This is a genomic window from Micromonospora sp. NPDC047074, from assembly GCF_040643815.1.
In the GTDB taxonomy this organism is placed as follows: domain Bacteria; phylum Actinomycetota; class Actinomycetes; order Mycobacteriales; family Micromonosporaceae; genus Micromonospora.
In genome coordinates this window covers 1-24,477 of sequence record NZ_JBEYVB010000044.1, presented here as the reverse complement: position 1 = coordinate 24,477, position 24,477 = coordinate 1, and the positions used below count along the sequence as shown (strand labels likewise).

Annotated in this window: 19 protein-coding genes; 7 read left to right on the top strand and 12 right to left on the bottom strand. The window is 73.1% G+C overall.

Annotation, left to right across the window (positions count from 1 at the left end; genetic code table 11):
• The first annotated feature begins 298 nt into the window (after positions 1 to 298).
• The 4 genes from ABZ809_RS30440 to wecB are packed head-to-tail and all read left to right on the top strand — an operon-like array spanning position 299 to position 4,816.
• Positions 299 to 1,339, top strand: coding sequence for a polysaccharide biosynthesis protein (locus ABZ809_RS30440; RefSeq protein WP_357566075.1), 1,041 nt, complete (start codon positions 299 to 301; stop codon positions 1,337 to 1,339).
• Complete coding sequence (locus ABZ809_RS30435) at positions 1,333 to 2,460, top strand: NAD-dependent epimerase/dehydratase family protein (RefSeq protein WP_357566074.1); 1,128 nt, start codon at positions 1,333 to 1,335, stop codon at positions 2,458 to 2,460. The genes ABZ809_RS30440 and ABZ809_RS30435 overlap by 7 nt, the downstream gene beginning before the upstream one ends.
• Positions 2,457 to 3,695 carry a glycosyltransferase family 4 protein gene (locus ABZ809_RS30430; protein WP_357566073.1) on the top strand — a complete coding sequence of 413 codons (1,239 nt, stop codon included), beginning with the start codon at positions 2,457 to 2,459 and terminating at the stop codon, positions 3,693 to 3,695. Before ABZ809_RS30435 ends, ABZ809_RS30430 begins: the two co-directional genes overlap by 4 nt.
• Entirely contained in the window at positions 3,692 to 4,816 is a 1,125-nt protein-coding gene (wecB, locus tag ABZ809_RS30425; RefSeq protein WP_357566072.1) for a UDP-N-acetylglucosamine 2-epimerase (non-hydrolyzing), read from the top strand. The genes ABZ809_RS30430 and wecB overlap by 4 nt, the downstream gene beginning before the upstream one ends.
• A gap of 72 nt (positions 4,817 to 4,888) precedes the next feature.
• Here wecB and ABZ809_RS30420 read toward each other — a convergent pair whose 3' ends face one another.
• The 4 genes from ABZ809_RS30420 to ABZ809_RS30405 form a co-directional block, all read right to left on the bottom strand.
• Positions 4,889 to 6,760, bottom strand: coding sequence for a nucleoside-diphosphate sugar epimerase/dehydratase (locus ABZ809_RS30420; protein WP_357566071.1), 1,872 nt, complete (start codon positions 6,758 to 6,760; stop codon positions 4,889 to 4,891).
• A 149-nt stretch (positions 6,761 to 6,909) separates the two neighbouring features.
• The gene (locus ABZ809_RS30415) at positions 6,910 to 7,551 is read right to left on the bottom strand and encodes an acetyltransferase (RefSeq protein WP_357566070.1); all 642 of its coding nucleotides are present in this window, start codon (positions 7,549 to 7,551) and stop codon (positions 6,910 to 6,912) included.
• On the bottom strand, positions 7,548 to 8,696 hold the full coding sequence (locus ABZ809_RS30410) for an aminotransferase class I/II-fold pyridoxal phosphate-dependent enzyme (RefSeq protein WP_357566069.1): 1,149 nt from the start codon (positions 8,694 to 8,696) through the stop codon (positions 7,548 to 7,550). Before ABZ809_RS30410 ends, ABZ809_RS30415 begins: the two co-directional genes overlap by 4 nt.
• Complete coding sequence (locus ABZ809_RS30405) at positions 8,693 to 9,391, bottom strand: sugar transferase (protein ID WP_357566068.1); 699 nt, start codon at positions 9,389 to 9,391, stop codon at positions 8,693 to 8,695. Before ABZ809_RS30405 ends, ABZ809_RS30410 begins: the two co-directional genes overlap by 4 nt.
• 229 nt (positions 9,392 to 9,620) lie before the next feature.
• Here ABZ809_RS30405 and ABZ809_RS30400 point away from each other — a divergent pair, with 229 nt between their 5' ends.
• On the top strand, positions 9,621 to 10,571 hold the full coding sequence (locus ABZ809_RS30400) for a DUF389 domain-containing protein (protein ID WP_357566067.1): 951 nt from the start codon (positions 9,621 to 9,623) through the stop codon (positions 10,569 to 10,571).
• 106 nt (positions 10,572 to 10,677) lie between these two features.
• Here the strand turns inward: ABZ809_RS30400 and ABZ809_RS30395 are convergent, their stop codons facing one another.
• Together ABZ809_RS30395 and ABZ809_RS30390 are read right to left on the bottom strand one after the other, a co-directional pair.
• Positions 10,678 to 11,112 (bottom strand): hypothetical protein, encoded by a 435-nt coding sequence (locus ABZ809_RS30395; protein WP_357566066.1) that lies wholly within the window; start codon positions 11,110 to 11,112, stop codon positions 10,678 to 10,680.
• Between the two features lie 368 nt (positions 11,113 to 11,480).
• Positions 11,481 to 13,916 carry a Tex family protein gene (locus ABZ809_RS30390; protein ID WP_357566064.1) on the bottom strand — a complete coding sequence of 812 codons (2,436 nt, stop codon included), beginning with the start codon at positions 13,914 to 13,916 and terminating at the stop codon, positions 11,481 to 11,483.
• Between the two features lie 151 nt (positions 13,917 to 14,067).
• On the opposite strand from ABZ809_RS30390, the gene dgt reads away from it, so the two are divergent.
• On the top strand, positions 14,068 to 15,579 hold the full coding sequence (dgt, locus tag ABZ809_RS30385) for a dGTP triphosphohydrolase (protein ID WP_357566063.1): 1,512 nt from the start codon (positions 14,068 to 14,070) through the stop codon (positions 15,577 to 15,579).
• Positions 15,580 to 15,592: 13 nt separating this feature from the next.
• Here dgt and ABZ809_RS30380 read toward each other — a convergent pair whose 3' ends face one another.
• From ABZ809_RS30380 to ABZ809_RS30355, 6 genes are all read right to left on the bottom strand, one after another.
• Positions 15,593 to 16,738, bottom strand: coding sequence for an MBL fold metallo-hydrolase (locus ABZ809_RS30380; protein ID WP_357566061.1), 1,146 nt, complete (start codon positions 16,736 to 16,738; stop codon positions 15,593 to 15,595).
• 115 nt (positions 16,739 to 16,853) lie between these two features.
• Positions 16,854 to 17,855 carry a serine hydrolase gene (locus ABZ809_RS30375; protein WP_357566060.1) on the bottom strand — a complete coding sequence of 334 codons (1,002 nt, stop codon included), beginning with the start codon at positions 17,853 to 17,855 and terminating at the stop codon, positions 16,854 to 16,856.
• Between the two features lie 128 nt (positions 17,856 to 17,983).
• Positions 17,984 to 19,168, bottom strand: a complete 1,185-nt coding sequence (locus tag ABZ809_RS30370) for a zinc-dependent alcohol dehydrogenase (RefSeq protein ID WP_357566058.1) — start codon at positions 19,166 to 19,168, stop codon at positions 17,984 to 17,986.
• Positions 19,169 to 19,993: 825 nt separating this feature from the next.
• Complete coding sequence (locus tag ABZ809_RS30365; RefSeq protein WP_357566056.1) at positions 19,994 to 20,758, bottom strand: succinate dehydrogenase/fumarate reductase iron-sulfur subunit; 765 nt, start codon at positions 20,756 to 20,758, stop codon at positions 19,994 to 19,996.
• Positions 20,755 to 22,692, bottom strand: coding sequence for a fumarate reductase/succinate dehydrogenase flavoprotein subunit (locus ABZ809_RS30360; RefSeq protein WP_357566055.1), 1,938 nt, complete (start codon positions 22,690 to 22,692; stop codon positions 20,755 to 20,757). The genes ABZ809_RS30365 and ABZ809_RS30360 overlap by 4 nt, the downstream gene beginning before the upstream one ends.
• Before the next feature lies 1 nt (position 22,693).
• A complete protein-coding gene (locus ABZ809_RS30355; protein ID WP_357566054.1) occupies positions 22,694 to 23,425 on the bottom strand; it encodes a succinate dehydrogenase cytochrome b subunit in 732 nt (243 codons plus the stop codon).
• A gap of 35 nt (positions 23,426 to 23,460) precedes the next feature.
• Here ABZ809_RS30355 and ABZ809_RS30350 point away from each other — a divergent pair, with 35 nt between their 5' ends.
• A complete protein-coding gene (locus ABZ809_RS30350) occupies positions 23,461 to 24,390 on the top strand; it encodes a LysR family transcriptional regulator (RefSeq protein WP_357566052.1) in 930 nt (309 codons plus the stop codon).
• Positions 24,391 to 24,477: the final 87 nt, after the last annotated feature.

The window sequence follows — 24,477 nt, the reverse complement described above, 5'->3', positions numbered from 1 at the left end:
CCACCCGTCAGGTCGTCTGCGCCCGTCCGGCATCCGGCGTGGTGGCTTCTGCCGACGTGCTGTTGGTGTTATAGCAGCAGCGAATGGCATAATTTGCCCGTTTCTGCTAATGACGTCGCCCACCATCCAGATCAGCGGGCGCGAGCGGATGGCTCCGGGTCGTCTGTCACCGGGCTGTCCGTTCGTCCTGTTTAACCGTTTCCCGACGTTGGCCCGGCTCGTTGCGGGTGGTGTGACCGCCGCCCCGACCCGCGGTGCGCGCCGGTCGCCTTCCGAGAGCCGAGACGGGGAGCAACCAGTGACGTATTCGACCACCGGCCGCCGCGTGCTCATCACCGGCGGCACGGGTTCCTTCGGCAAGACGATGGTGCGTCGGCTCCTCGACCGCGGCGTCGGCGAGGTCCGGGTGCTCAGCCGGGACGAGGCCAAACAGGACGACATGCGCCGGATGCTCGGCGACGACCGGGTCCGCTACCACGTCGGGGACGTGCGCGACTACGACTCGGTGCTGCGGGCCAGCCGGGGCATCGACTACGTCTTCCACGCGGCGGCCCTCAAGCAGGTGCCCTCGTGCGAGTTCTTTCCGCTGGAGGCGGTGCGGACCAACATCCTGGGCAGCGCGAACGTCGTCGAGGCGGCGGAGCGCACCGGGGTCGCCTCGGTGGTCGTGCTCAGCACCGACAAGGCCGTCCACCCGGTGAACGCGATGGGCATGAGCAAGGCCCTCATGGAAAAGGTGGCCCAGGCGCACGCCCGGAACAACCCGCACAGTGCGACCACGGTCTCCTGTGTCCGGTACGGCAACGTCATGTACTCGCGCGGCTCGGTGATCCCGCTGTTCATCGAGCAGATCAAGGCCGGCCGGGCGCCCACCGTGACCGACCCGGGAATGACCCGGTTCCTGATGTCGCTGGCCGACTCGGTGGAGCTGGTCGAGCACGCCTTCCAGCACGCCCGGCCCGGCGACATCTTCATCCGCAAGGCCGCCGCCTGCACCATCGGCGACCTCGCCGAAGCGGTCTGCCAGCTCTTCGACGTGCCCGCCAAGCTCGACGTGATCGGCGTACGGCACGGCGAGAAGCAGGACGAGACCCTGGCCAGCCGGGAGGAACTCGCCCAGGCCGACGACTTCGGCGACTTCCTCCGGGTGCCGCTGGACGCCCGCGACCTGAACTACGCGCTCTACGTCTCCGAGGGCGAGCTCGGCGAGGGGCCGCCGGAGGAGTTCAACTCCGCCAACGCGGCGCGGCTGGACGTACCGCAGATCGTCGAGCTGCTGAAGACGCTGCCGGAGGTCCGTGCGGAGCTGGCCCTGCGGGACCCGGTGCTGGCGTGCTGAGGCTGGCGGTCACCGGGGCGGGCGGATTCCTCGGCTGGCACGCGCGGGTGCTGCTGCGGGTGCTCGGCTGGCCGGAGCCGGTCGTCGTCACCCGCGACGACCTGACCGACCCGGAGCGGGTCGCGGCGAAGGTGAGCGGGGTCGACCGGGTGCTGCACCTGGCCGGGGTCAACCGGGGCGAGCCGGCGGACGTGGCCGCCGGCAACGTGCAGCTCGCCGCCCAGCTCGCCCAGGGCCTGAAGCACTGTCCCAGGCCGCCCGGCGCGGTCGTCTTCGCCAATTCGGTGCAGGCCGGCAACGGCACGCCGTACGGCGACGCCAAGGCCACCGCCGCCGGCATCCTGGCCGACGCCGGCGTGCCCGTCGACGACGTCCTGCTGCCGAACCTCTACGGGGAGCACGGGCGGCCGTTCTACAACTCCGCGGTCGCCACCTTCTGCCGGCTGCTCGCCGAGGGCGGGCAGCCGGAGGTGCACGGCGACCGTGAGCTGGGCCTGGTGCACGTCACCGACGCGGCCGCCCGGCTCGTCGGCGCCCCGGCCGGGGGATCGTGGGACCCGGCGATGCCGGAGCTGCGGACCGGCGTGCGGGCCCTCGCCGACCGGCTCGCCGACGTCGCCGCCACCTACCGTACGGGCGAACTGCCGGCCCTGGTGGAGCGGCACGACGTACGGCTGTTCAACACCTACCGCTCGCACTGCTTCCCGGCGCACTACCCGCTGGCGCTGCCCCGCCGGGCCGACGCCCGGGGCGAACTGGTCGAGACGGTCAAGGCGCACGGGGGAGGCGGGCAGACCTTCTGCTCCACCACCCGCCCCGGCGTCACCAGGGGCGAACACTTCCACCTGGCCAAGGTGGAACGCTTCGTCGTGCTGCGCGGCACGGCGGAGATCAGCCTGCGCCGGGTCGGCGACACCGAGGTGGTCCGGTTCGCGGTCTCCGGCGCCGAGCCGGTGCTTGTCGACATGCCCACCATGTGGGTGCACAACCTGGTCAACACCGGCCCGGACGAGCTGGTCACCATGTTCTGGACGAACGAGCTGTTCGACCCGGCCCGCCCGGACACCTGGCCCGAGCCGGTGGAGGCGCCCCGGCCGCGGCACATGGCGGCCCCCGCGTGAGGATCGGCCTGGTCAGCCAGTGGTACCCGCCCGAGGGGGTGTTCATCCCCGGCAACCTGGCGCGTCAACTGGCCGAGCGGGGCCACGACGTGCGGGTGCTCACCACCTTCCCGAGCTATCCGCACGGCCGGATCTTCCCGGGCTGGCGACAGCGCTGGCGGCACGTCGAGGACGACGGGCCGGTCGCCGTCCGGCGGGTGCCCGCCTACCCCAGCCATGACACGTCCGCCGCCCGGCGCGCGCTGAGCCACCTGTCCTTCGGGGCCAGCAGCGCGCTGGGCGGCGTCCGCTGGTTGGCCGGCACCGACGTCACGTACGTCTACCACCCGCCACCCACCTCGGTGGCCGCGGCGGCGCTCGCCCGGCTGGCCCGGCGTACGCCGATCGTGCTGCACGTCCAGGACCTGTGGCCGGAGTCGGTGCTCCAGTCGGGCATGTCACCCACCGGCCGGTCCGGGCGGGCCCTGGAGCACGGTGTCGCGGCGCTGATGCGCGCGACGTACCGCCTGGCCGGCGCCATCGTGGTGATCTCGCCGGCGATGGCCGACCTGGTCGTGGCCCGTGGCGCGGACCCGGCCCGGGTCCGGGTGGTGTGGAACTGGACCGACGACGCGCTCTTCCGGCCGGTGCCGGCCACGGCCGCGGCCCGCGCGGTGCTGGGCCACCGCGGGCGCTGCACGGTGATGTTCGCCGGCAACATCGGCCTGTTGCAGGGGATCGAGACCGCGATCCGGGCGGCGGCCGCCGCCCGCGACCGGGTCGACCTGGTGCTGGTCGGCTCCGGCGCGGGCGAGCCGGCCGCCCGCCGGCTCGCCGCCGACCTCGGCGCCGACAACGTGCGGTTCGTCGGGCGGCGGCCCGCCGAACAGATGGCCGAGCTGTACGCGGCCGCCGACTGGCAGCTCGTCTGCCTGCGCGACCTGCCGGCGCTGCGCGGCAGCATCCCGTCGAAGTTGCAGGCCGCCCTGGCGTGCGGCACACCGGTGATCGCCTCCGTGGGTGGCGACGCCGCGGCCCTGGTCCGTTCGGCCGGGGTCGGGCTGGTCTGCCCGCCGGAGGACTGGCGCGCGCTCGCCGCGCGGTTCTCCGTGGCGGCGGCCGAGCCCGCCGCGACCCGGGCGGAGCTGGGCCAGCGGGCCCGGCGGGTCTACCAGGAGCGCATGTCGCTGCGGGTCGGTGTGGACCAGTTCGAGGACATCATGACCAAGCTGGCAGCAGAGAGAGGACGGGCATGACCCGGATCATGACGGTGGTCGGCACCCGACCCGAGATCATCCGACTGTCCCGGGTGATCGCCCGGCTCGACGACACGGTGGACCACCTGCTGGTGCACACCGGGCAGAACTGGGACAGCACGCTGTCCGACGTCTTCTTCAAGGAGTTGCGGCTGCGCGAGCCGGACCGGTTCCTCCGGGTGGACACCTCGTCGCTCGGCCGGGTGCTGGGCGGTGTGCTGGTCGGCATGGAGACGGCGATCGCCGAGACCCGACCGGACGCCCTGCTGGTGCTCGGCGACACCAACAGCTGCATCGCCGCGCTGATGGCCCGGCGGATGCGGGTGCCGGTCTACCACATGGAGGCCGGCAACCGCTGCTTCGACCTCAACGTCCCGGAGGAGACCAACCGGCGGCTCGTCGACCACGTCGCGGACTTCAACCTGGTCTACACCGAACACGCCCGGCGCAACCTGCTGGCCGAGGGGCTGCACCCGCGCCGCATCCTGCACACCGGCTCCCCCATGCGGGAGGTGCTGGAGCACTACCGGGCCGACATCGGGGCGTCGGGGATCCTGCGCCAACTCGACCTCGTGCCCGGCCGGTACTTCGTGGTCAGCGCGCACCGCGAGGAGAACGTGGATCAGCCGGCCCGCCTCCAGCGGCTGCTCGACTGCCTCAAGGCCGTCCGCGACCGGTGGGGATACCAGGTGCTGGTCTCCACCCATCCGCGCACCCGCAAGCGGTTGGAGGCCCTGGCACCCGACGCCACCGCCCTCGCCGGGATCGCGTTCCACGAGCCGTTCGGCCTCTTCGACTACGTGCACCTGCAGAGCAGGGCCCACTGCACGCTCTCCGACAGCGGCACGATCAGCGAGGAGGCCGCCATCCTCGGCTTCCCCGCCGTGACGCTGCGCGAGTCGATCGAACGTCCCGAGGCGTTGGACGCCGGCGGGATCATCATGACCGGCCTCGACCCGCAGGGTGTGGTCGAGGCGGTCGAGGTCACCGTGGGCCAGGTCGCCGCCCAGGGGGTGCCGTGCCCGGTCGACTACCGGGTCCCGGACACCTCCCGCCGGGTGGTCGACTTCATCCTCTCCACCGTCCGCCGGCACCACGACTGGGCGGGCATCCGCCGCTGAACCCGGCCGTCCGCCCCGCACGGTGACGCCGCCGACCCGACGGGTCGGCGGCGTCACCGCGTAGGGCCCGGGTCAGCGGGACAACGGCACCTGCACCGAGGCGCCGCGGACCGGCCCGGCCGGCTGGGCGCAGAGCAGGGCGAGCTGCGCGACGACCTTCTCCGGATCGTCGTACGGGTCAAGGCCGCTGACCTCGATCGGGTCCAGGGCGGGCACCGTCACGTGCGAGACCAGCGGATGCAGTGGGCGGGTGTCGGCCTCGCCGGTGCCGAGCAGGTCCTCGTGCAGCTTCTCGCCGGGGCGCAGTCCGGTGTAGACGATCGGCACGTCGCTGTCCGCCTGTTCGGCCATCTGCCGGGCCAGGTCGGCGATGCGGACCGGCTCGCCCATGTCCAGCACCAGTGCCTCCCCGTCGCGGCCGATCTCGGCGGCCTGCAGCACCAGGTGCACCGCCTCCTGCACCGTCATCAGATAGCGGGTCACCTCCGGGTGGGTGACGGTGAGCGGGCGGCCCTGCTCGATCTGCCGCTGGAACGCCGTCACGACCGAACCGCGGCTGCTCAGCACGTTGCCGAACCGGACGCTGAGGAACGTGCCGGGAAAGCGGGAGGCGGCGTGCGCGGTCAGTCGCTCGGTGATCCGCTTCGAGTAGCCGAGCACGCTGATGGGGTCGGCCGCCTTGTCGGTGGAGATGTTGACGAAGCGGGCCACGTCGCGGCACGCGTCGAGCACCGAGAGGGTGCCCCAGACGTTCGTCTTGACCGCCTCGCCCGGGTGCCGCTGGAGCAGCGTGAGGTGCTTGAGCGCGGCGGCGTGGAAGATGACATCCGGCTTGCGGTCGCGGACGATCCGCCGGATGCCCTCGTCGTCGCGCAGGTCGGCGAGGATCAGCTCGGGGCCGTCCAGCAGGGCCCGGCCCGCCAGCGACATCTGGAGCCCGTGCAGGGCCGACTCGTCACGGTCGAGCATCATCAGCTCGCCCGGATCCGCCTTCATCACCTGCCGGCACAGCTCCGAGCCGATGGAACCGCCGGCGCCGGTGACCAGGATCCGCCGGCCGCTGAGCCCGTTGGTGCGCAGCTGCATGTCGGCGACCACCTGTCGGCGGCCGAGCAGGTCGCCGATCTGCACGTCGCGGACGTCGGTGACGGTGATCCGGTGGTCCACGAGGTCGCGGACCGGGGGCAGCACCTTGAACGCCGCCCCCGTCGGCAGGGTCGCCTCCCGGATCTGCCGGATCAGCGCGGCGTCGGCATTGGCGACGGAGAAGATCACCGTGGTGGCGCCGGTACGCCGGACGGCGTCCGCGACGTCCCGCCGGCCGCCGAGCACGCGTACCGCGCCGATGCGCAGGTCCCGCTTGTGCGGGTCGTCGTCGAGAGCCCCCACGGGCCGGTACCGCCCGCGCGGGTCGCTCAGCATGGCCCGGAGCAGCCCCTGTCCGGCGTCGCCGAGCCCGAACAGCAGCACGGGGGTCGAGGACCGGACGTCCGGCCGCATGGCGAGGTCGCGACGGTGGCGGTAGGTGAACCGGGCGGTCAGCATGAACAGCAGCGCCAGGGCGCCCCCGACCAGTGGCGCGCTCGCCGGGACCGGTCGGGTGTCGGCCGGCAGCAGCCCGACCAGCATGATCGCGGCCGTGCTGGCCGTGGTGCCGGCGACGCCCTGTACCTCCTGGAGGCTGCCCAGGGGGTGGTGGCCGGAGTAGATCCGGCGTACCGCCGCGACGGTCACGTGCACGATGGCGGCGAGCGCACCGCAGGCGGCGGCCCGCGCGAGCTGGTCGGCTGTCAGGGCGAACTCGTACCGGAACCAGACAGCGGCGACGAACCCACCGACCCAGGCGGTGCTGTCGGTGGCGAGAAATCCGATGGTGCGGCGGCGTGCCCTGGCCCGAGGTGATTCCTGCTCGCTGAGGGGGGTGGTCTCTGTTTCCGGCGGCATCTGTGCTCCCTGTCCGTCTCCGACCGCTTCCGCCGGGGGGCGGAAGGAGCTTTGGGCTCTGTTAGTTGATACATGCCCTAAAGCGAATCTTGCGGCATTTCACATCAGATGACCGAATTTCGCTCCGAGTGGCCGGGGGAGCCGCCGGTTCAGCGGGCGGGGACGCCCTTCACGACGACCCCGTCCGGCACGTCCCGGACGACACAGGCACCCGCGCCGACGGTGCTGTCCCGCCCCACCCGCAGGCCCTGCAACACGGCCGCCGTCGTGCCGACGAGCACCCCCTCGGCCAGCCGGCAGTCGCCGGAGACGGCGGCAAGCGGGTTGACCGACACGAAGTCGGCGAGGTCGCAGTCGTGCCCGACGGTCGCGTTCTGGTTCAGGTGCACGTGCCGGCCCGCCGTGACGTTGGTGGTGGCCCGCGCGCCGGCGAAGGCGACGAAGCCTGGGCCGTGCACGATGTCCGGCCCGATCGTCGCCGCGGGATGCACGAGGCTCGCCGCCGGCGTGCCGTACGCGTCGATGCGGCCGGAGACCACCCGCCGGACGCGCGGGTCGCCGATGCCGATGACATGGTGCGTGTCCGGGGGCGCGTCGCGCAGCCAGTCGAGGCCGCCGAGGAAGGGCACGTCGAGGCGCTGCACCCGCTTCAGGTTCTCCTCGGACGGGCGGTCGTCGACGAACCCGAGCAGGCGCCAGCGGGGCCGGCCGGCGGAGTCCATCGCCCGGGCGATCGTGAGGACCTCCCGTCCGTGCCCGCCGCAGCCGACGACCACCAGGGGGATCGTCACGCCGTCGACGCTCCCGCCCGGGCCGCCAGGAACTCCTCGACGGCGGCGAGGACGACGCCGATCTGCCCCTCGGTCAGGGCGCTGCCGCTGGGCAGGGCCAGCCCGTCGGCGAACAGCCGCTCGGCCGCCCCCGTGACGAGGCGCTCCGCGTCGGCGTACGCCGGTTGCAGGTGCATCGGCTTCCACACCGGGCGGGTCTCGATGCCCCGTCCGCCCAGGTGGGCGGCGAGGTCCGCGGCCCGCCAGCCGGCCCGCCGCGGGTCCACGGCGATGGTGGTCAGCCAGCAGTTGGAGCCGTCGTCCTCCGCACCGAGCAGCCGCACACCCGGAGCCGCAGCGAAGAGCTTGGCGTAGTGGTCGCGCAGCTGCCGGCGCCGGGCGATCATGCCGTCCAACCGGACGAGCTGGGCGCGGCCCAGCGCGGCGAGCAGATTGCTGAGCCGGTAGTTGTAGCCGGTCTCGCGGTGTTCGTAGTGCGGCGTCGGCTCCCGGGCCTGGGTCGACAGGTAGCGGGCCCGGGCGAGCAGCGCCGTGTCGTCGGAGACGAGCATCCCGCCGCCCGAGGTGGTCATGATCTTGTTGCCGTTGAAGGAGAGGACCCCCGCCTGCCCGAAGCCGCCGGCGGGCCGCCCGTGGTGGGTCGCGCCGAGGGCCTCCGCGGCGTCCTCGACGACCGGCACGCCCGCCGCCGCGCAGACGGGCGCCAGCGCGGTGTAGTCGGCGCAGCTGCCGAAGAGGTCGACCGGGACGACCGCGCCGACGCGTTCGCCCCGGGCGGCGAGGGCGCGGATCAGCTCGGCGACCCCGCCGACGTCGATGTTGCCGGTCTGCGCGTCGCAGTCGACGAAGACCGGCCGCGCGCCGGCGTACCGGACGGCGTTCGCGGTGGCCACGAACGTCAGCGTGGGCACGACGACGGCGTCCCCGGGCCGGACCCCCACCCCGAGCAGCGCCAGGTGCAGCGCGGCGGTGCCGGAGCTCACCGCCACGGCCCCTTCGGTGCCCACCCGCGCGGCGACCTCACGCTCGAACGCGTCCAGGTCCGGCCCGACCGGAGCGACCCAGCCGGACCGCAGGGCCGCGATCAGGTACGACTCCTCCAGCGGCCCGACGTCGGGCGGGGAGAGCAGGATGGCGCGGCTCATCGGCGACCTCCGGTGAGGATCGTCAGGTCGGCGTCCGGTGCCGGCGCGGTGGCGGGGACGAGCGACGGCGTACCGAGGAACTCGGGCGCGGTGGCCGAGCCCGCCGCGGAGATCCCCTCGCGGCGCAGCACGGTGCGCACGGTCGCCGCGAGGATCGACAGGTCCAGCCGCAGGCTGCGGTTGTCGACGTACCAGACGTCCAGGTCCAGCTTCGCCTCCCAGCCCAGGCTGTTGCGTCCCCGCACCTGGGCCAACCCGGTGACCCCAGGCCTGACCTCGTGCCGGCGGGCCTGGGTGGGGGAGTAGCGCGGCAGGTAGTCGACGAGCAGGGGGCGGGGGCCGACCAGGCTCATGTCGCCGCGCAGCACGTTCCACAGCGTGGGCAGCTCGTCCAGGCTGGTGGCGCGCAGGAACCGCCCCAGCGGCGTGAGCCGGTCGCCGTCGCGCACCCGCCCCCGTCCGGGGTCCGGCGGCAGCATGGAGCGGAACTTGACCAGCTCGAACACCTGGCCGTGCCGCCCCGCCCGCCGCTGCCGGAACAGCACGGGGCGCCCGAGGCCCACGGCGACCAGCGCCGCGACCGCGAGGACCAGGGGCGCGGTCAGCACGAGCAACAGCACGGCGGCCAGTACGTCGACGGCCCGCTTGACGGCCTCCGGCCAGGGCCGCTCCGTGTGGTTTCCCGATGTGTCCACGGAACCAGGCAAGGTCTCGACCTCCAGGCAGGATCGGTCATCGGTCAGCAAACCGGTTCTATCAGGTACGAACGCGACAGCACGGCGTAACGGTGACAGTAGGTTCGGAACCCGACAGGTCAACTGCCGAGCGGCCCGGCAGGACGCGGCCGGGGGCCGAAGACGTGCCCCTTCGCTCCGACCGTGGCGGCAGTAGAGTGCTCCGGTCGACCGTCGTGGGGGAGAGCCGTTGCTGCACCTGAGGGTCATCGCACCGCCGGACCAGTCCCCGGCCGTGGCGGACCTGCTGGCCGCCGATCCGGGAGTGACCCACCTGGCGGTGCTCCAGGGCGCCGCCCGCCAGCCCGAGGGCGACCTCATCCTCTGCGACGTGGTCCGGGAGAGCGCCGACAGCGTGCTGCACGGCCTGCGGCAACTCGGCGTGGAGGAGCGCGGCGCCATCTCGGCCGACGACGTCGAGCTGGCCATCTCCTCGGCGGCCGACCGGGCGGCGCAGCGGGCACCGGGCAGCGGGGCGGACGCGGTGGTCTGGGACGAGATCGCCGCCAAGACCGGCGAGCAGACGGAACTCTCCGCCACCTACCTTGTGCTGATCACCGTCGCCACCATGCTCGCCGGCGTCGGCGTCATGCTCGACCAGCCGATCCTCATCGTCGGCGCGATGGTGGTCGGCCCCGAGTTCGGCCCGCTGGCGGCGCTCTGCGTGGCGCTGCTGCGCCGCAACCTGCCGGTCATCGTCCGCTCGGTGCAGGCCCTGGTGGTCGGCTTCCTCGCCGCCATGGTGGTCACCGTCCTCAGCACGTGGGGGCTGGACGCCGCCGGGCTGGTCGACCGCGGGATGCTGGAGGCCAAACGCCCGCTGACCGACTTCATCTGGCGGCCGGACGCGTTGTCCTGGGTGGTCGGCCTGCTCGCCGGGGTGGCCGGCATGCTCTCCCTGACCTCGAAGAAGTCCGGCAGCCTGGTCGGGGTGCTGATCTCGGTGACCACCGTGCCGGCTGCCGCGAACGTGGCCGTCGCCGTCGCGTACGGCATCTGGCACGAGGCGTCCGGCTCGGCACTCCAGTTGGTGATCAACCTCTGCGCGATCGTGCTAGCAGGCCTGGTCACGCTGGCCGTGCAGCAGTCCTGGTGGTGGCACCTGGGCCGGCGGCGCCGGTCAGGCGGCGCCACCCGCTGACCCCGGTCGCGACTCCCCGACCTCGGTCGCGCCTCCCTGACCCCGGTCGCGACTCCCCGACCTCGGTCGCGACTCCCCGACCTCGGTCGCGCCTCCCCGACCCCCGTCAGGGGGTGGCGTCGCCCGCCTCCAGCCGGCGGGCGAGCAGTGTGCGCAGCGGGATCGACTCGCCGTCCCGGCCCCCCGCGCCGACCACCAGCGGCGGCGGACCGGGCTGCGGGTCTGCCCCGAACAGCCGGGCGCGCAGGCCACCCGCCACGGTCAGCAGGTAGAACCGCCCGTCGACGTCGACGGCCCGGGTGTGGGCCCGGTCGACGTACCAGCCGCGCAGCCTCGTCCGGTAGCTCCCGCGCCCGTCGTAGCCCCGCGCCGTGAGCCGGTCCGTGGGCAGCCCGCGCCGGACCGCCTCGGCGACGAACCAGGCGACCTGCTCCGCCGCCTCGGCCTGTTCGGTGGCCCGCCGGCGCTCGTCGGCGGCCGCGTGCGCCCGCACCGCCCGCCGCTGCCGCTCCCGCCAGTCCCGGCCGTCGTCCTCATTCACACCCGCGACGCTACGCCCCGACACCCGCCCGCCCCCGCCCCGCCCGCCCCTGCCTCGCCCTCGCCCTCGCCCTCGCCTCGCCCTCGCCCTCGCCCTCGCCGATCTTGCAGTTTAGGCCCCCTGAATGTCACTTATGGGCGCTATGTCTGGGCACAAAGTGCAAGATCGGCGAGGCGAGGCGAGGCGAGGCGAGCGGGCGCGGGCGCGGGTGGCGGGTGGGGGGTGGGGGGAGTGTCGTGGCTTGAATCGTCTACGACATCAGCTCGGCTGCGTTCCGCAGGCGTCTTTCGAGCCGCCGACGGACGCCCGCTCAGGCGTGAGCATCCCCGAACGGGCGCCGCCGGTGCTGACCAGGCCAGCTCTCACGGTCAGGCCAGTCCGGCCCGGCGCAGCGCCTCGGCCATGGCGTCGTTCGCCGGCGCGGGCCCCGAACCGGCGCGACCCTGCCGTGGCGAGCCGCCGCGACCGCCCTGGCCGGTCTGTCCGCCCTGACCGCCGCGTCCGCCGCCCTGACCACCCCGCGAGGCGCCCCGGTCGCCGCGCGGTCCACCCTGCCCGCCCTGGCCACCGCGCTCGCGGCGCCCGCCGTCCGGGCCACCACGCCCGTCACCGGCCGCCGCGTCGTCCTCCAGCCGTAGGGTGAGCGAGATCCGCTTGCGGGGCACGTCGACGTCGAGCACCTTGACCCGGACCACGTCGCCGGACTTGACCACCTCGCGCGGGTCCTTCACGAACGTCCGGGACATGGCCGAGACGTGCACCAGACCGTCCTGGTGCACGCCGACGTCCACGAACGCGCCGAACGCGGCGACGTTGGTCACCACACCCTCCAGCACCATGCCGGGGACCAGGTCGCTGATCTTCTCCACCCCCTCGACGAAGGTGGCGGTGCGGAACTCCGGCCGTGGGTCGCGACCCGGCTTCTCCAGCTCGGCGAGGATGTCGGTGACGGTGGGCAGGCCGAAGGTGTCGTCGACGAAGTCGGTGGCCCGCAGCCCCCGCAGGATGGCGCTCCTGCCGATCAGCGACCGCAGGTCCTGCCCGGTGCTGGACAGGATCCGGCGCACCACCGGATAGGCCTCGGGGTGCACGCTGGAGGAGTCCAGCGGGTCGTCGCCACCGGGGATGCGCAGGAAGCCGGCACACTGCTCGAAGGCCTTCGGCCCGAGCCGGGCGACCTTCTTCAGCTCGGCCCGGGAGCGGAACGGGCCGTTGGCGTCGCGGTGCAGCACGATGTTCTCCGCCAGGCCGGCGCCGATGCCCGAGACCCGGGTCAGCAGCGGTGCGGAGGCCGTGTTGACGTCGACGCCGACCGCGTTGACGCAGTCCTCCACCACCGCGTCGAGCGACCGGGAGAGCTTCACCTCCGACAGGTCGTGCTGGTACTGGCCGACCCCGATCGAGCGCGGATCGATCTTGACCAGCTCGGCGAGCGGGTCCTGCAGGCGGCGCGCGATGGAGACCGCGCCGCGCAGCGAGACGTCCAGCCCGGGCAGCTCCTGCGAGGCGTACGCGGAGGCGGAGTAGACCGAGGCACCGGCCTCCGAGACCACCACCTTCGTCAGGTTGAGCTGCGGGTACCGCTTGATCAGCTCGCCGGCGAGCTTGTCGGTCTCCCGGCTGGCGGTGCCGTTGCCGATGGCGACCAGCTCGACGCCGTGCGCCCCGGCCAGCCGGGCGAGGGTCTCGATCGAGGCGTCCCACTGCCGGCGCGGCTCGTGCGGGTAGATCGTGTCGGTCGCCACCACCTTGCCGGTCGCGTCCACCACGGCGACCTTCACGCCGGTACGCAGGCCCGGGTCCAGCCCCATGGTGGGCCGGGTGCCGGCCGGCGCGGCCAGCAGCAGGTCGCGCAGGTTGGTGGCGAAGACCCGCACCGCCTCCTCCTCCGCCGCCTGCCACAGGCGCATCCGCAGGTCGGCACCGAGGTGGATGAGGATCCGGGTGCGCCAGGCCCAGCGCACCGTGTCGGTCAGCCACCGGTCCGCCGGCCGACCCTGGTCGCTGACGCCGAACCGGCCGGCGATCGCCGCCTCGTAGCGGGTCGGCCCGGTGGGCGCCGCGTCGCTCTCGCCGGCCTCCTCGGGCTCCATGGTCAGGTCGAGCACGCCCTCCTTCTCGCCCCGGAACATGGCCAGGATGCGGTGCGAGGGCAGCCTCGGGTACGGCTCGGCGAAGTCGAAGTAGTCGGCGAACTTCGCGCCGGCCGTCTCCTGCCCGTCGCGTACCCGCGAAGCCAGCCGGCCCCGCGACCACATCTGCTCGCGCAGCGTGCCGATCAGGTCGGCGTCCTCGGCGAAGCGCTCGATGAGGATGGCCCGGGCGCCCTCCAGGGCGGCGGCGGGGTCCGCCACGCCCTTCTCCGCGTCGACGTAGCCGGCGGCGGCCTGGCGCGGGTCCTGGCCCGGGTCGGTCAGCAGCGACTCGGCGAGCGGCTCCAGCCCGGCCTCGCGGGCGATCTGGGCCCGGGTCCGGCGCTTGGGCTTGTAGGGCAGGTAGATGTCCTCCAGGCGGGACTTCGAGTCGGCCGCCAGGATCTGCGCTTCCAGGGCCTCGTCGAGCTTGCCCTGCCCGCGGATCGACTCCAGCACCGCCGCGCGCCGCTCGTCCAGCTCGCGCAGGTAGCGCAGCCGCTCCTCAAGGGTGCGCAGCTGGGTGTCGTCGAGCAGGCCGGTGGCCTCCTTGCGGTAGCGGGCGATGAACGGCACGGTGGCGCCGCCGTCGAGCAGCTCCACGGCCGCCCGTACCTGGCGCTCGGCGACGCCGAGCTCCTCGGCGATCCGCTGATGAACAGAGAGGGTCACGATCTCGATCCGCCTTCGGTGTGGGTTCCGTTGTGCATTGTGCCGGCCCGCACCGACGGCCGTCGCCGCCCCCGGCCCGGCGTGCCGCCACCACCCGGCGCCACCGGCGGTCGTGCACCGTCCCGGGCCGGGCTGCGCTAGCGTGGCGATCATGGAACCTCCCGCGGACCCGCGGGCCCGGCGGCTCTTCGGCGGCAGCGCCCGGGCCCTCGGCGACCTCGCCGTCAGCCCGTTCCGTGCCGACCGGGACCGCATCGTGTCCTCGCCGTTCTTCGCCCGGTTGAACGGCGTGACCCAGGTGGTCAGCCCCGGCGGCTCCGGCCTGCTGGTGCACAACCGGCTGACCCACAGCCTCAAGGTCGCCCAGGTGGCGCGTGCCGTCGCCGAACGGCTCACCGCCGAGGACCGGCACCGCGACCTGCTGGAGAAGCTGGGCGGCTGCGACCCGGACGTGGTGGAGGCCGCCGCGCTCGCGCACGACCTCGGCCATCCGCCGTTCGGGCACCTGGGCGAGCGGGTGCTGGACCGGCTGGCCCGGCAGCGGCTCGGGCTGACCGACGGCTTCGAGGGCAACGCGCAGTCGTACCGCATCGTCACCAGCACCGAGATCCGCGGCGCCGCGACCACCGGCCTGGACCTCACGGCGGCGGTGCGGGCGGCGATGCTGAAGTACCCGTGGACGCGGCTGGACCATCCGGACCCGCACCCGCGGCTGATGGACCCGCCGCCGCGCGGCGCCACCGTGCCGCCGGACGACCCGGGCAGCGGCTCGTCGAAGTTCGGGGCGTACCGGACCGAGGTCGACGACCTGCGGCAGGCGCGGGAACCGTTCGTCGGCCGCATCGCCGACTGGCAGCAGACCGTCGAGGCGTCGGTGATGGACACGGCCGACGACATCGCGTACGCGATCCATGACGTGGAGGACTTCTACCGGGTAGGGGTGCTCCAGCAGGGCGCGGTCGCCGCCGAGCTGACGGCCTGGCAGCGCGAGAGCGGGCACCTCCGGGCCATCACCGACGCGGCACTCGCCGCCGCCGCCCGCCGGCCCGGCGCGGCGATCGAGCGGCTACGCCGGCAACTGCACCGCAAGGACGCCTGGATCGCCGCCGACGAGGCGTTCGCCGCCGCCGTCGAGCACGTCCGGGAGGAGCTGGTGGAGGGGCTGCTGGCCATGCCCTTCGACGGATCCATCGAGGCGGAGCAGTACGTGGCCCGGTTCTCCGCCCGGTGGACGACCCGCTTCGTGGACGCGATCACGGTGGTCGACCGGCCCTCGGTCCGCTCCGGCCACGTGCTGCTCGCCCCCGCGCAGTGGCACGAGGTGCAGGTGCTCAAGTTCGTCCACCACCGGTTCGTGCTGGCCCGGCCGGACCTGGCCCTGCACCAGCGCGGGCAGGCCCGGCTGCTGGGCACCCTGGTGGAGGCGCTGCTGGACTGGCTGCTCGACCCCGAGGAGGAATCCCGGCTGCCGCGCCGCCTGCACGACCTGGTCGAGCTCGCCGAGGCGGAGCTGCATCCGCGTACGCCGGACCGGATCGGCAAGGCCCGCGGCCGGGCGATCATCGACTTCGTCGCCCAGCTCACCGACGGCCAGGCGGTCGCCATGCTGGACGCCCTGTCGGGCCGCTCCGGGGCGCTCTGGACCGACGCCTTCGTCCTCTGAGCCGGCACACTCCTCAGGCGACCGCCTGCCACCAGCCGTCGACGGGCGGCGGGTCGTCCACCACCACCCGCTCCCCGGGGCGCGGCACGGCCAGCCGCACGCCCCGGGCCTTCGTCTCGGCCCAGATCCGGTCCACCGGCTCGGACCAGTCGTGCAGGGCGAGGTTGAACGTCGCCCAGTGCACCGGGAGGAGCAGCCCGCCGCGCAGGTCGAGGTGGGCGGCGACCGCCTCCTCGGGGAACATGTGGATGCTCGGCCAGGCCCGGTCGTACGCGCCGATCTGCATGAGCGTGACGTCGAACGGACCGTGCTCCGCGCCGATCTCCGCGTAGCCGTCGAAGTAGCCGGAGTCGCCGGTGTAGAAGACCTTCCGGTGCGTGCCGGCCACCACCCAGGAGCTCCACAGCGTGCCGTCGCGACGCAGCCCGCGGCCGGAGAAGTGCTGTGCGGCGGTGGCGGTGATCTCCAGCCCCGCCACCCGGTGGCTCTCCGACCAGTCCAGCTCGACGATCCGCGCCGCGGGCACGCCCCAGCGGTCCAGGTGCGCGCCCACCCCGAGCGGCACCAGGAACGGTGCCGACTGGCTGGTCAGCAGCGCCCGGACGGTCGCCATGTCGAGGTGGTCGTAGTGGTCGTGCGAGATCAGGATCGCGTCTACCTCGGGCAACTCGTCGAGGCGTACCGGCGGCTCGTGCAGCCGGCGCGGCCCGACCAGGGCAGACGGCGAGCAGCGTTCGCTCCACACCGGATCGAGCAGCACCTTCCGGCCCTCGATCTCGATCAGCGCGGAGGCGTGGCCGTACCAGACGACGTTCAGCTCGCGCTCGACGTGCGCGGCCGGCGCGGTGTCCGGGCGCAGCAGCGGCACGGGGGCGGTCGGCCGGCGCTTCTGCTTGCCGAAGATCAACTCGCGGATCAGGTTGCGGTCGGGGGCGCCGGCCATCGAGCGGGTGCCGCCCGGGTTGTGGAAGGTGCCGTCGCGGAACCGCGGCGAGCGGGCGGCCCGCTCCGCCCGGACGCCGGTGAGCCGGCCGCGGAGCGCCGCCGGCACGTCCCGGGCCGCCCACGCCAGCCCGGCGAGCGCGGCCAGCCCGGCGGCCCCGCGCAGCCGGCGCCCGAGCGCCCGGTCTCCTCCGGTGCCGTCCCGTGGTGCGCTCATCGTCGTCCCTCCCGCCGTGCCCCGTCGTACACCGTAGCCCGGCCGACAAACGGCCGCCGGAGGTCCGCCGGGGCCCGCCGCCGCGGCGGCGGGCCCCGGCCTGTCGCGGGGCGGATCAGCCGCCGTTGCTGGGACGATGCACGGACGGGCGGTGGGTGGCGCCGGTGCCGGTGAGGCGGTCGACCGACGCGAGGAAACGCCGGCCCAGCCGGGCCCGGGCCTCGACGGCGGGGTGCGTCGCGCCGAAATCGTCCGGGTCGGCCTGCCCGTCCGCGAAGAGGGCGTACGTCAGCACGGGCGCGCCCGCCGCGTCGAAGATCACCCCGGCCTCGTGCCGGGCGTCGGCGAACCAGCCGGCCTTCGTGGCGATCCGGGCCCGCTCGGCCGAGGACATCACGCGCCGGATCCCGTCCGTGAACGCGGCAGGCGCCCGCAGCTGCCGGAGCACGAACGCGGTGGAGGCCGGCGAGAGCAGCGTGCCGCCGACCAGCGCGCGCAGCAGGTCGTGGGTCTCCCGGGGGGTGCTGGTGCCGAGGAAGAACCGGTTGGGGTTGGCCACCGGCTGCACCTGCGTGTTCGGGAAGCCCTTGCCGCGCAGGATCTCGTTGAGTTCGGCGGCCGGGCAGACCAGGCCGCACAGCCGTACCGCCGTGTCGTCGGAGACGGTCAGCAGGTTGGCCAGCACGTGACCGAGCGTCACGAAGCTGGGGTACGCGCCGTCCAGGCTGAAGATGCCGTCCCCGCCGGGCACCACGATCGCGGCGGTGACCTCGACCCGCTGGTCCAGGGTCAGCAGCCCGCGGTCGACCTTGTCCAGCACCGCGGCGGCGACCGCGATCTTGTTGACGCTGTACGCCTCGATCCGCCGGTCCGGCTCGGCGGCCACCGCCACCACCGGCTCACCGGCCGGGTCGGCGACGCTGACGTACGCCTGCCAGTTGCCGCCGGCGCGCTCGGTCTCCCGCGCGTAGCTGGCTGCCACCCGCCGCGCGGCCTGCCGGGGTGTCGCCGGGGCCGGTTCGGTGACCTCGGGGTCGGCGGACGCCGGCGTGGCGGCGCCGAGCACCGTTCCCGCCGTGGCCACCGTGCCCAGTCCCAGCGCGGTCCTGCGGTTCACCCGGATAGTCAATCGTCTCTCCCGTCGTGATGTACCGGAGCGTTCTCCGGCAAACCACCCTAGGCGAAACGATCGACGCCGGTGATCCCGGCGGTGCGGCCACCGCCGGTCACGACCACCGGCCCGGGTCACGGTGCGAGCACGACCTTGACGCAGCCGTCCTCCTTTTTCTGGAACATCTCGTACGCCTGCGGCGCCCGCGTCAGCGGCACCCGGTGGGTACGCAGGTCCGCCACGCCCAGCGGGTCGTCGTCGCCCGAGAGCAGATCGACGATCTCGTCGGTCCACCGGCGCACGTGGCACTGGCCCATCCGCAGCTGGATGCCCCGGTCGAACATCTCCATCAGGGGCATCGGGTCGACCTCGCCGCCGTACACCCCGGAGACGGAGACGGTGCCGCCGCGCCGCACGGCCTTCACCGCGGCCTTCAGCACGACCAGCCGGTCGACGCCGGCCCGGTCGGTCATGGTCTGCGCGAGCTTGTCGGGCAGCAGCCCGGCGGCGGCCTGGGCGAACTTGCCAGCGGGGGCGCCGTGCGCCTCCATGCCCACCGCGTCGATCACCGCGTCCGGACCACGCCCGTCGACGAGGTCGATCAGGGCGCCCGGCACGTCGTCCAGCTCGGTGACGTCGAGCACCTCGATGCCGTGCCGGCGGGCCATGGCCAACCGCTCCGGCACCAGGTCCAGCCCGATCACCCGGCCCGCCCCGAGGTGCCGGCCGATGCGGGCGCTGAGCTGGCCCACCGGCCCGAGCCCGAAGACGGCGAGGGTGCCGCCGGGCGGGGTGTCGGCGTACCTCACCGCCTGCCAGGCGGTCGGCAGGATGTCGGACAGGTACAGCCAGCGCTCGTCGGGCCCGGTCTCGGGGACCTTGATCGGGCCGAACTGGGCGTGCGGCACCCGCAGGTACTCCGCCTGCCCACCGGGCACGGAGCCGTAGAGCGAGGTGTAGCCGAACAGGGCGGCGCCCTTGCCCTCGGCGGTGACCTGGGTGGTCTCGCACTGCGCGTACAACTGCCGGTCGCACATCCAGCAGGAGCCGCAGGAGATGTTGAACGGCACCACCACCCGGTCGCCCGGCCTGAGCCGGGTCACCCCCGGGCCGACCTCCTCGACGATGCCCATCGGCTCGTGGCCGAGGACGTCGCCGGGCTTCAGGTACGGCCCGAGCACCTCGTACAGGTGCAGGTCCGATCCGCAGATCGCGGTCGAGGTGATCCGGACGACGGCGTCCGTCGGCTCCTCGATCCGTGGATCGGGGACCTCCTCCACCCGTACGTCCCGCTTGCCCTGCCAGGTCACTGCCTTCATGTCCGTCGCCCCCTCTGCGCGTCGTGCCCGGACTGCTACCCGGCCGACGCGACTTGAACCGGACGGCGAGCCGACCCGCCCCACCTTCGGCCCGTTGCCGGTGCCGGTGCCCGGGTCAGGGCTCGTGCCGGTGCCGGTGCGGGCACGCCGGTCGGTGCGCAGGGTGGCGGGGTGCTTGCACGACGCTGTCGAGCTGCCCCGCGGGATGGGGCAGGCGTGCATGCGCGGCCGTGTGCTGGTGTGCTGCCGTCCGTGCCGGTGTGCTGCCGTCCGTGCCGGTGTGGTGCCGCCCGCGCCCCGAAACCGGATATTTTGCCTGTTATAGGACCCGATCGGTGTCATGTTGGCGGCGATCTTTGATGGCCGCGGGGCCGGCGTCCAGGCAGGGCCGGGTCGGGGTGCCTTGGAGCGGCGTGGACGGGGCGGTGAAGCCGCGTCTGTGGGAATGAACTCGCTGAGCCTGCCGCCTTGCCATGCGCGAGATCTTGGTACGAAACGGCCCATGCAGGGGCCGTTTCGTACCAAGATCTCCTAGGCGCGTGCCGCGTGCCGCGTGCCGCGTGCCGCGTGCCGCGTGGCGCGTGGCGCGCGGCGCGCGGCGGCCGTGCCGGTGCAGGTGCCGGTTGACTCCGGGCACGCGCACCCGGGTGCCGGCGTGATGACGTTCGGTTGGCGGCTGGTCCCATGGACGGGGCAGCTCGACAGGGGCCATAGGCCGTATCCGTCGCGTCGCCCACTTCCGGCCCACGGGCATGAGTTCCGGCGGAAATGCGGGCGGGCCGCCACACCCTTGCGGGGTGCGGCGGCCCGCTGGCCGGTCCGGTGTCAGGAACCGGGGGTGTTGTCGCCCCGCTTCGAGGTGGCCATCAGGTAGTCGCGGTTGAGTCGACCGATGGTGTTGAGCGGGATGCCCTTGGGGCACACCACGGTGCACTCGCCGGCATTGGTGCAGCCGCCGAAGCCGGCCTCGTCGTGCGCGTCGACCATGCCGATCACCCGGGTGTAGCGCTCCGGCTGGCCCTGCGGCAGCAACGAGAGCTGGGTGACCTTCGCCGCGGTGAAGAGCATGCCGGAGCCGTTCGGGCAGGCCGCCACGCAGGCGCCGCAGCCGATGCACTCCGCCGCCTCGAAGGCGGCGTCCGCGTTGGCCTTGGCGACCGGGGTGGAGTGCGCCTCGGGGGCGCTGCCGGTCGGCGCGGTGATGTAGCCGCCGGCCGCGATGATCTGGTCGAAGGCGCCCCGGTCGACCACCAGGTCCTTGATGACCGGGAAGGCCCGGGCCCGCCACGGCTCGATGTCGATCGTGTCGCCGTCGGAGAACTGCCGCATGTGCAGCTGGCAGGCGGTGGTGCCGCGCTGCGGCCCGTGCGCGTCGCCGTTGATCATCAGGCCGCACATGCCGCAGATGCCCTCGCGGCAGTCGTGGTCGAACGCCACCGGCTCATCGCCGCCGAGGATCAGCCGCTCGTTGAGCACGTCGAGCATCTCCAGGAACGACATGTCCGGGGAGACGTCGTCGACCTTGTAGGTCACCATCCGACCCTTGTCCTCGGGGCCGGTCTGGCGCCAGATGCGCAGGGTCAGGTTCACTTGTAGCTCCGCTGCGTGGGGTGGACGTATTCGAAGTTCAGGTCTTCCTTGTGCAGCACCGAGGGCTCGCCGGTGGCGGTGAACTCCCACGCCGCGACGTACGCGAAGCGGTCGTCGTCGCGCTCCGCCTCGCCGTCCGGCGTCTGGTGCTCGGCCCGGAAGTGACCGCCGCAGGACTCCTCGCGGTGCAGGGCGTCGATGCACATCAGCTCCGCCAGCTCGAAGAAGTCGGCCACCCGGCCGGCCTTCTCCAGCGACTGGTTGAGCCCTTCGCCGCTGCCCGGCACCTTGACCCGCTGCCAGAACTGCTCCCGCAGGGCGCGGATCTCGTCGATCGCCTTGCGCAGCCCGGCCTCGCTGCGCTCCATGCCGCAGTGCTCCCACATGATCTGGCCCAGCTCGCGGTGGAACGAGTCGACGGTCCGGTCGCCGTCGACGGCCAGCAGCCGCTGGATCCGGTCCTCGACGTCGGCGCGGGCCTGCACGGCCGCCGGGTGGGTGGCGTCGATCTTCTCCGACGGGTTGGTCGCCAGGTAGTGGGCAATGGTGTTGGGCAGCACGAAGTAGCCGTCGGCTAGGCCCTGCATCAGCGCCGAGGCGCCGAGCCGGTTCGCGCCGTGGTCGGAGAAGTTCGCCTCGCCGATCACGAAGAGACCCGGGATGGAGGACTGGAGGTCGTAGTCGACCCAGAGGCCGCCCATCGTGTAGTGCACGGCGGGGTAGATCCGCATCGGCACCTCGTACGGGTTCTCGCCGGTGATCCGCTCGTACATCTCGAAGAGGTTGCCGTACTTGGCCTCGATGGCCTTGCGGCCGAGCCGGTCGATGGCGTCGCCGAAGTCGAGGTAGACGCCGAGCCCCGTCTGCCCGACGCCGCGCCCCTCGTCGCAGACGTTCTTCGCGGCGCGCGAGGCGATGTCGCGGGGGACCAGGTTGCCGAAGGAGGGGTAGATCCGCTCCAGGTAGTAGTCCCGCTCGTCCTCGGGAATGTCCCGCGGGCTGCGGGTGTCGCCCTTGGCCTTGGGCACCCAGACCCGGCCGTCGTTGCGCAGCGACTCGCTCATCAGGGTCAGCTTCGACTGGTGGTCGCCGGAGACCGGAATGCAGGTCGGGTGGATCTGCGTGTAGCAGGGGTTGGCGAAGTACGCGCCCTTGCGGTGGGCCCGCCAGGTGGCGGTGACGTTGCAGCCCTTGGCGTTGGTGGAGAGGTAGAAGACGTTGCCGTAGCCGCCGGAGGCGAGCACGACCGCGTCGGCGAACTCGGTGGTGATCTCACCGGTGACCATGTCCCGGACCACGATGCCCCGGGCCTTGCCGTCGACGACGATCAGCTCCAGCATCTCGTGCCGGGCGTTCATCTCCACGTTGCCGAGGCCGATCTGCCGCTCCAGTGCCTGGTACGCGCCGAGCAGCAGCTGCTGGCCCGTCTGGCCCCGGGCGTAGAAGGTGCGCTGCACCTGCGCGCCGCCGAACGATCGGGTGTCCAGCAGGCCGCCGTACTCGCGGGCGAACGGCACGCCCTGGGCGACGCACTGGTCGATGATGTTGACCGAGACCTCGGCCAGCCGGTGCACGTTCGACTCCCGGGAGCGGAAGTCGCCGCCCTTGACGGTGTCGTAGAAGAGCCGGTGCACGGAGTCGCCGTCGTTGCGGTAGTTCTTGGCGGCGTTGATGCCGCCCTGCGCGGCGATGGAGTGCGCCCGGCGCGGGCTGTCCTGGTAGCAGTAGGACCGGACCCGGTAGCCCTGCTCGGCGAGCGTGGCGGCGGCCGAGCCGCCGGCCAGGCCGGTGCCGACCACGATCACGGTCATCTTGCGGCGGTTGGCCGGGTTGACCAGCTTGGCCTCGAAGCGGCGGCGTTCCCAGCGGGTCTCGATCGGGCCGTCGGGAGCCTTGGCGTCGGCGATCGGGTCGCCTTCGGTGTAGAGATCCATGTCAGGACACCAATCCGGTGAGTACGGCGAACGGGACCGCCAGGTAACCGGCGCAGAGCACGACGGCGAAGCCCAGTGCCACGGCCCGTGCCCGCCGCTCGCCGCGCGGGGTCTGCTGACCTAGGCTGCGCAGCGCGCTGAACAGGCCGTGCCGCAGGTGGAAGCCGAGGGTGACGACCGCCAGGGTGTAGAAGAGCGTGACGTACCAGCGTTCCGGGGTGAAGTCGGCCAGCACGTTGGCGGACGGCCGGGTGGGGTCGCCGACCGGGTTGAGCGTGCCGGTGGTGAGGTCGAGGATGTGGTAGATCACGAAGAGCAGGATGATCACGCCACCCCAGCGCATCGTGCGGGCCGCGTAGCTGCCCTGGACCTTCTTGCGGTGCGCGTACTGGACCGGGCGGGCGGCGCGGGCACGCAGGGCGAGCGCGGTGGCGGCCCAGATGTGGCCGAGCACCGCCACCACCAGCCCGATCCGCAGGATCCACAGGAACCACACGCCGGGCAGGATCGGGGCGCCGATCTCCCGCAGCCAGTGCGCGTAGTGGTCGAACGAGGTCGCCCCCGTGAAGATCTTCAGGTTGCCGAGCATGTGCGCGATGAGGAACAACACCAGGATGATGCCCGTCACCGCCATGACGGCCTTCAGGCCGACGCTGGAGCGGATGGGCGACCGGGTTCTCGTGACTACCACTCGACCGACGCTAGGAGCACTTGATTCAGTCGTCCAATGCATCGACCTCGCAGTCTTGATAGCTTTAGGCTATGTAGATGCAGCTCCATCAGCTGAAGTACTTCGTCGCGGTGGCAGAAGTGCGACATTTCACCCAAGCCGCCGACATCGTGGGCATCACCCAACCTTCGTTGAGTAAGCAAATTCACGCCCTCGAAGAGGCCCTCGGGGCCCCGCTGTTCGAGCGGGTACGGGGCAACATCACGCTCACCGCGGCCGGCGAGGTGCTGCTGCCGCTGGCCAAGCGGATCCTGGCCGACGTGGACACGGCGACCCGTGAGGTGCAGGAGCTGGTCGGCCTGCGCCGGGGCCGGGTCCGGCTCGGCGCCACCCCCAGCCTCGCCACCTCGCTGGCCCCGCCGGTGCTGCGCCGGTTCCGCGACGCCCGCCCCACCATCGACCTGCGGGTGGAGGAGAGCGGCTCCCAGGACCTCGTCCGTGGCCTGCTGCGCGGCGACCTCGACCTGGCACTGATCATCATGCCGGCGCAGGGCACCGACCCCGGGCTGCGCGCCGACCCCATCCTCCGGGAGAGCCTGGTGGTCGCCTCGGTCGAGGAACTGCCCGGGACGCGGGGCACCGGCCAGCTGAGCGTCACCGACCTGCGCGACCAGCCGATGGTGATGTTCCGGGAGGGCTACGACCTGCGTGACGCCACCCTCCAGGCCTGCCGGGAGGCCGGTTTCGAGCCGACCATCGCGGTCGACGGGGGCGAGATGGACGCGGTGCTCAGCTTCGTCGAGGCCGGGCTGGGCGTCGCGTTGGTGCCCGGGATCGTGGTGGCCCGGCGCCCGGGCGTACGCGTCACCCGGCTGGCCCCGCCCGGAGTACGGCGAACCATCGCGGTGGCCCGGCGCCGCGACGTGGTGCCCACGCACGCCGGCCGGGAGCTACGGCGGATCCTGCTGGACTACGTCCGCGACGCCACCGCCGGCGGGGACCTGCCGCCGGGCGTCGAGCCCCTCTGAGGTGGCCGGGCGCGCCCGTCTACGCGGTGGTGTTCATGCTGGTCAACGACCGGGTGGCGACGGGGGCCCGATGGCCCGCCGCGCCGC

Excerpts from the sequence above, each read along its gene's own strand:
- wecB (WP_357566072.1), top strand. The coding sequence starts at position 3,692 with ATGACCCGGATCATGACGGTGGTCGGCACCCGACCCGAGATCATCCGA.
- ABZ809_RS30420 (WP_357566071.1), bottom strand. The coding sequence starts at position 6,760 with ATGCCGCCGGAAACAGAGACCACCCCCCTCAGCGAGCAGGAATCACCT.
- ABZ809_RS30410 (WP_357566069.1), bottom strand. The coding sequence starts at position 8,696 with ATGAGCCGCGCCATCCTGCTCTCCCCGCCCGACGTCGGGCCGCTGGAG.
- dgt (WP_357566063.1), top strand. The coding sequence starts at position 14,068 with ATGGAACCTCCCGCGGACCCGCGGGCCCGGCGGCTCTTCGGCGGCAGC.
- ABZ809_RS30380 (WP_357566061.1), bottom strand. The coding sequence starts at position 16,738 with ATGAGCGCACCACGGGACGGCACCGGAGGAGACCGGGCGCTCGGGCGC.
- ABZ809_RS30370 (WP_357566058.1), bottom strand. The coding sequence starts at position 19,168 with ATGAAGGCAGTGACCTGGCAGGGCAAGCGGGACGTACGGGTGGAGGAG.
- ABZ809_RS30360 (WP_357566055.1), bottom strand. The coding sequence starts at position 22,692 with ATGGATCTCTACACCGAAGGCGACCCGATCGCCGACGCCAAGGCTCCC.
- ABZ809_RS30355 (WP_357566054.1), bottom strand. The coding sequence starts at position 23,425 with ATGCATTGGACGACTGAATCAAGTGCTCCTAGCGTCGGTCGAGTGGTA.
- ABZ809_RS30350 (WP_357566052.1), top strand. The coding sequence starts at position 23,461 with ATGCAGCTCCATCAGCTGAAGTACTTCGTCGCGGTGGCAGAAGTGCGA.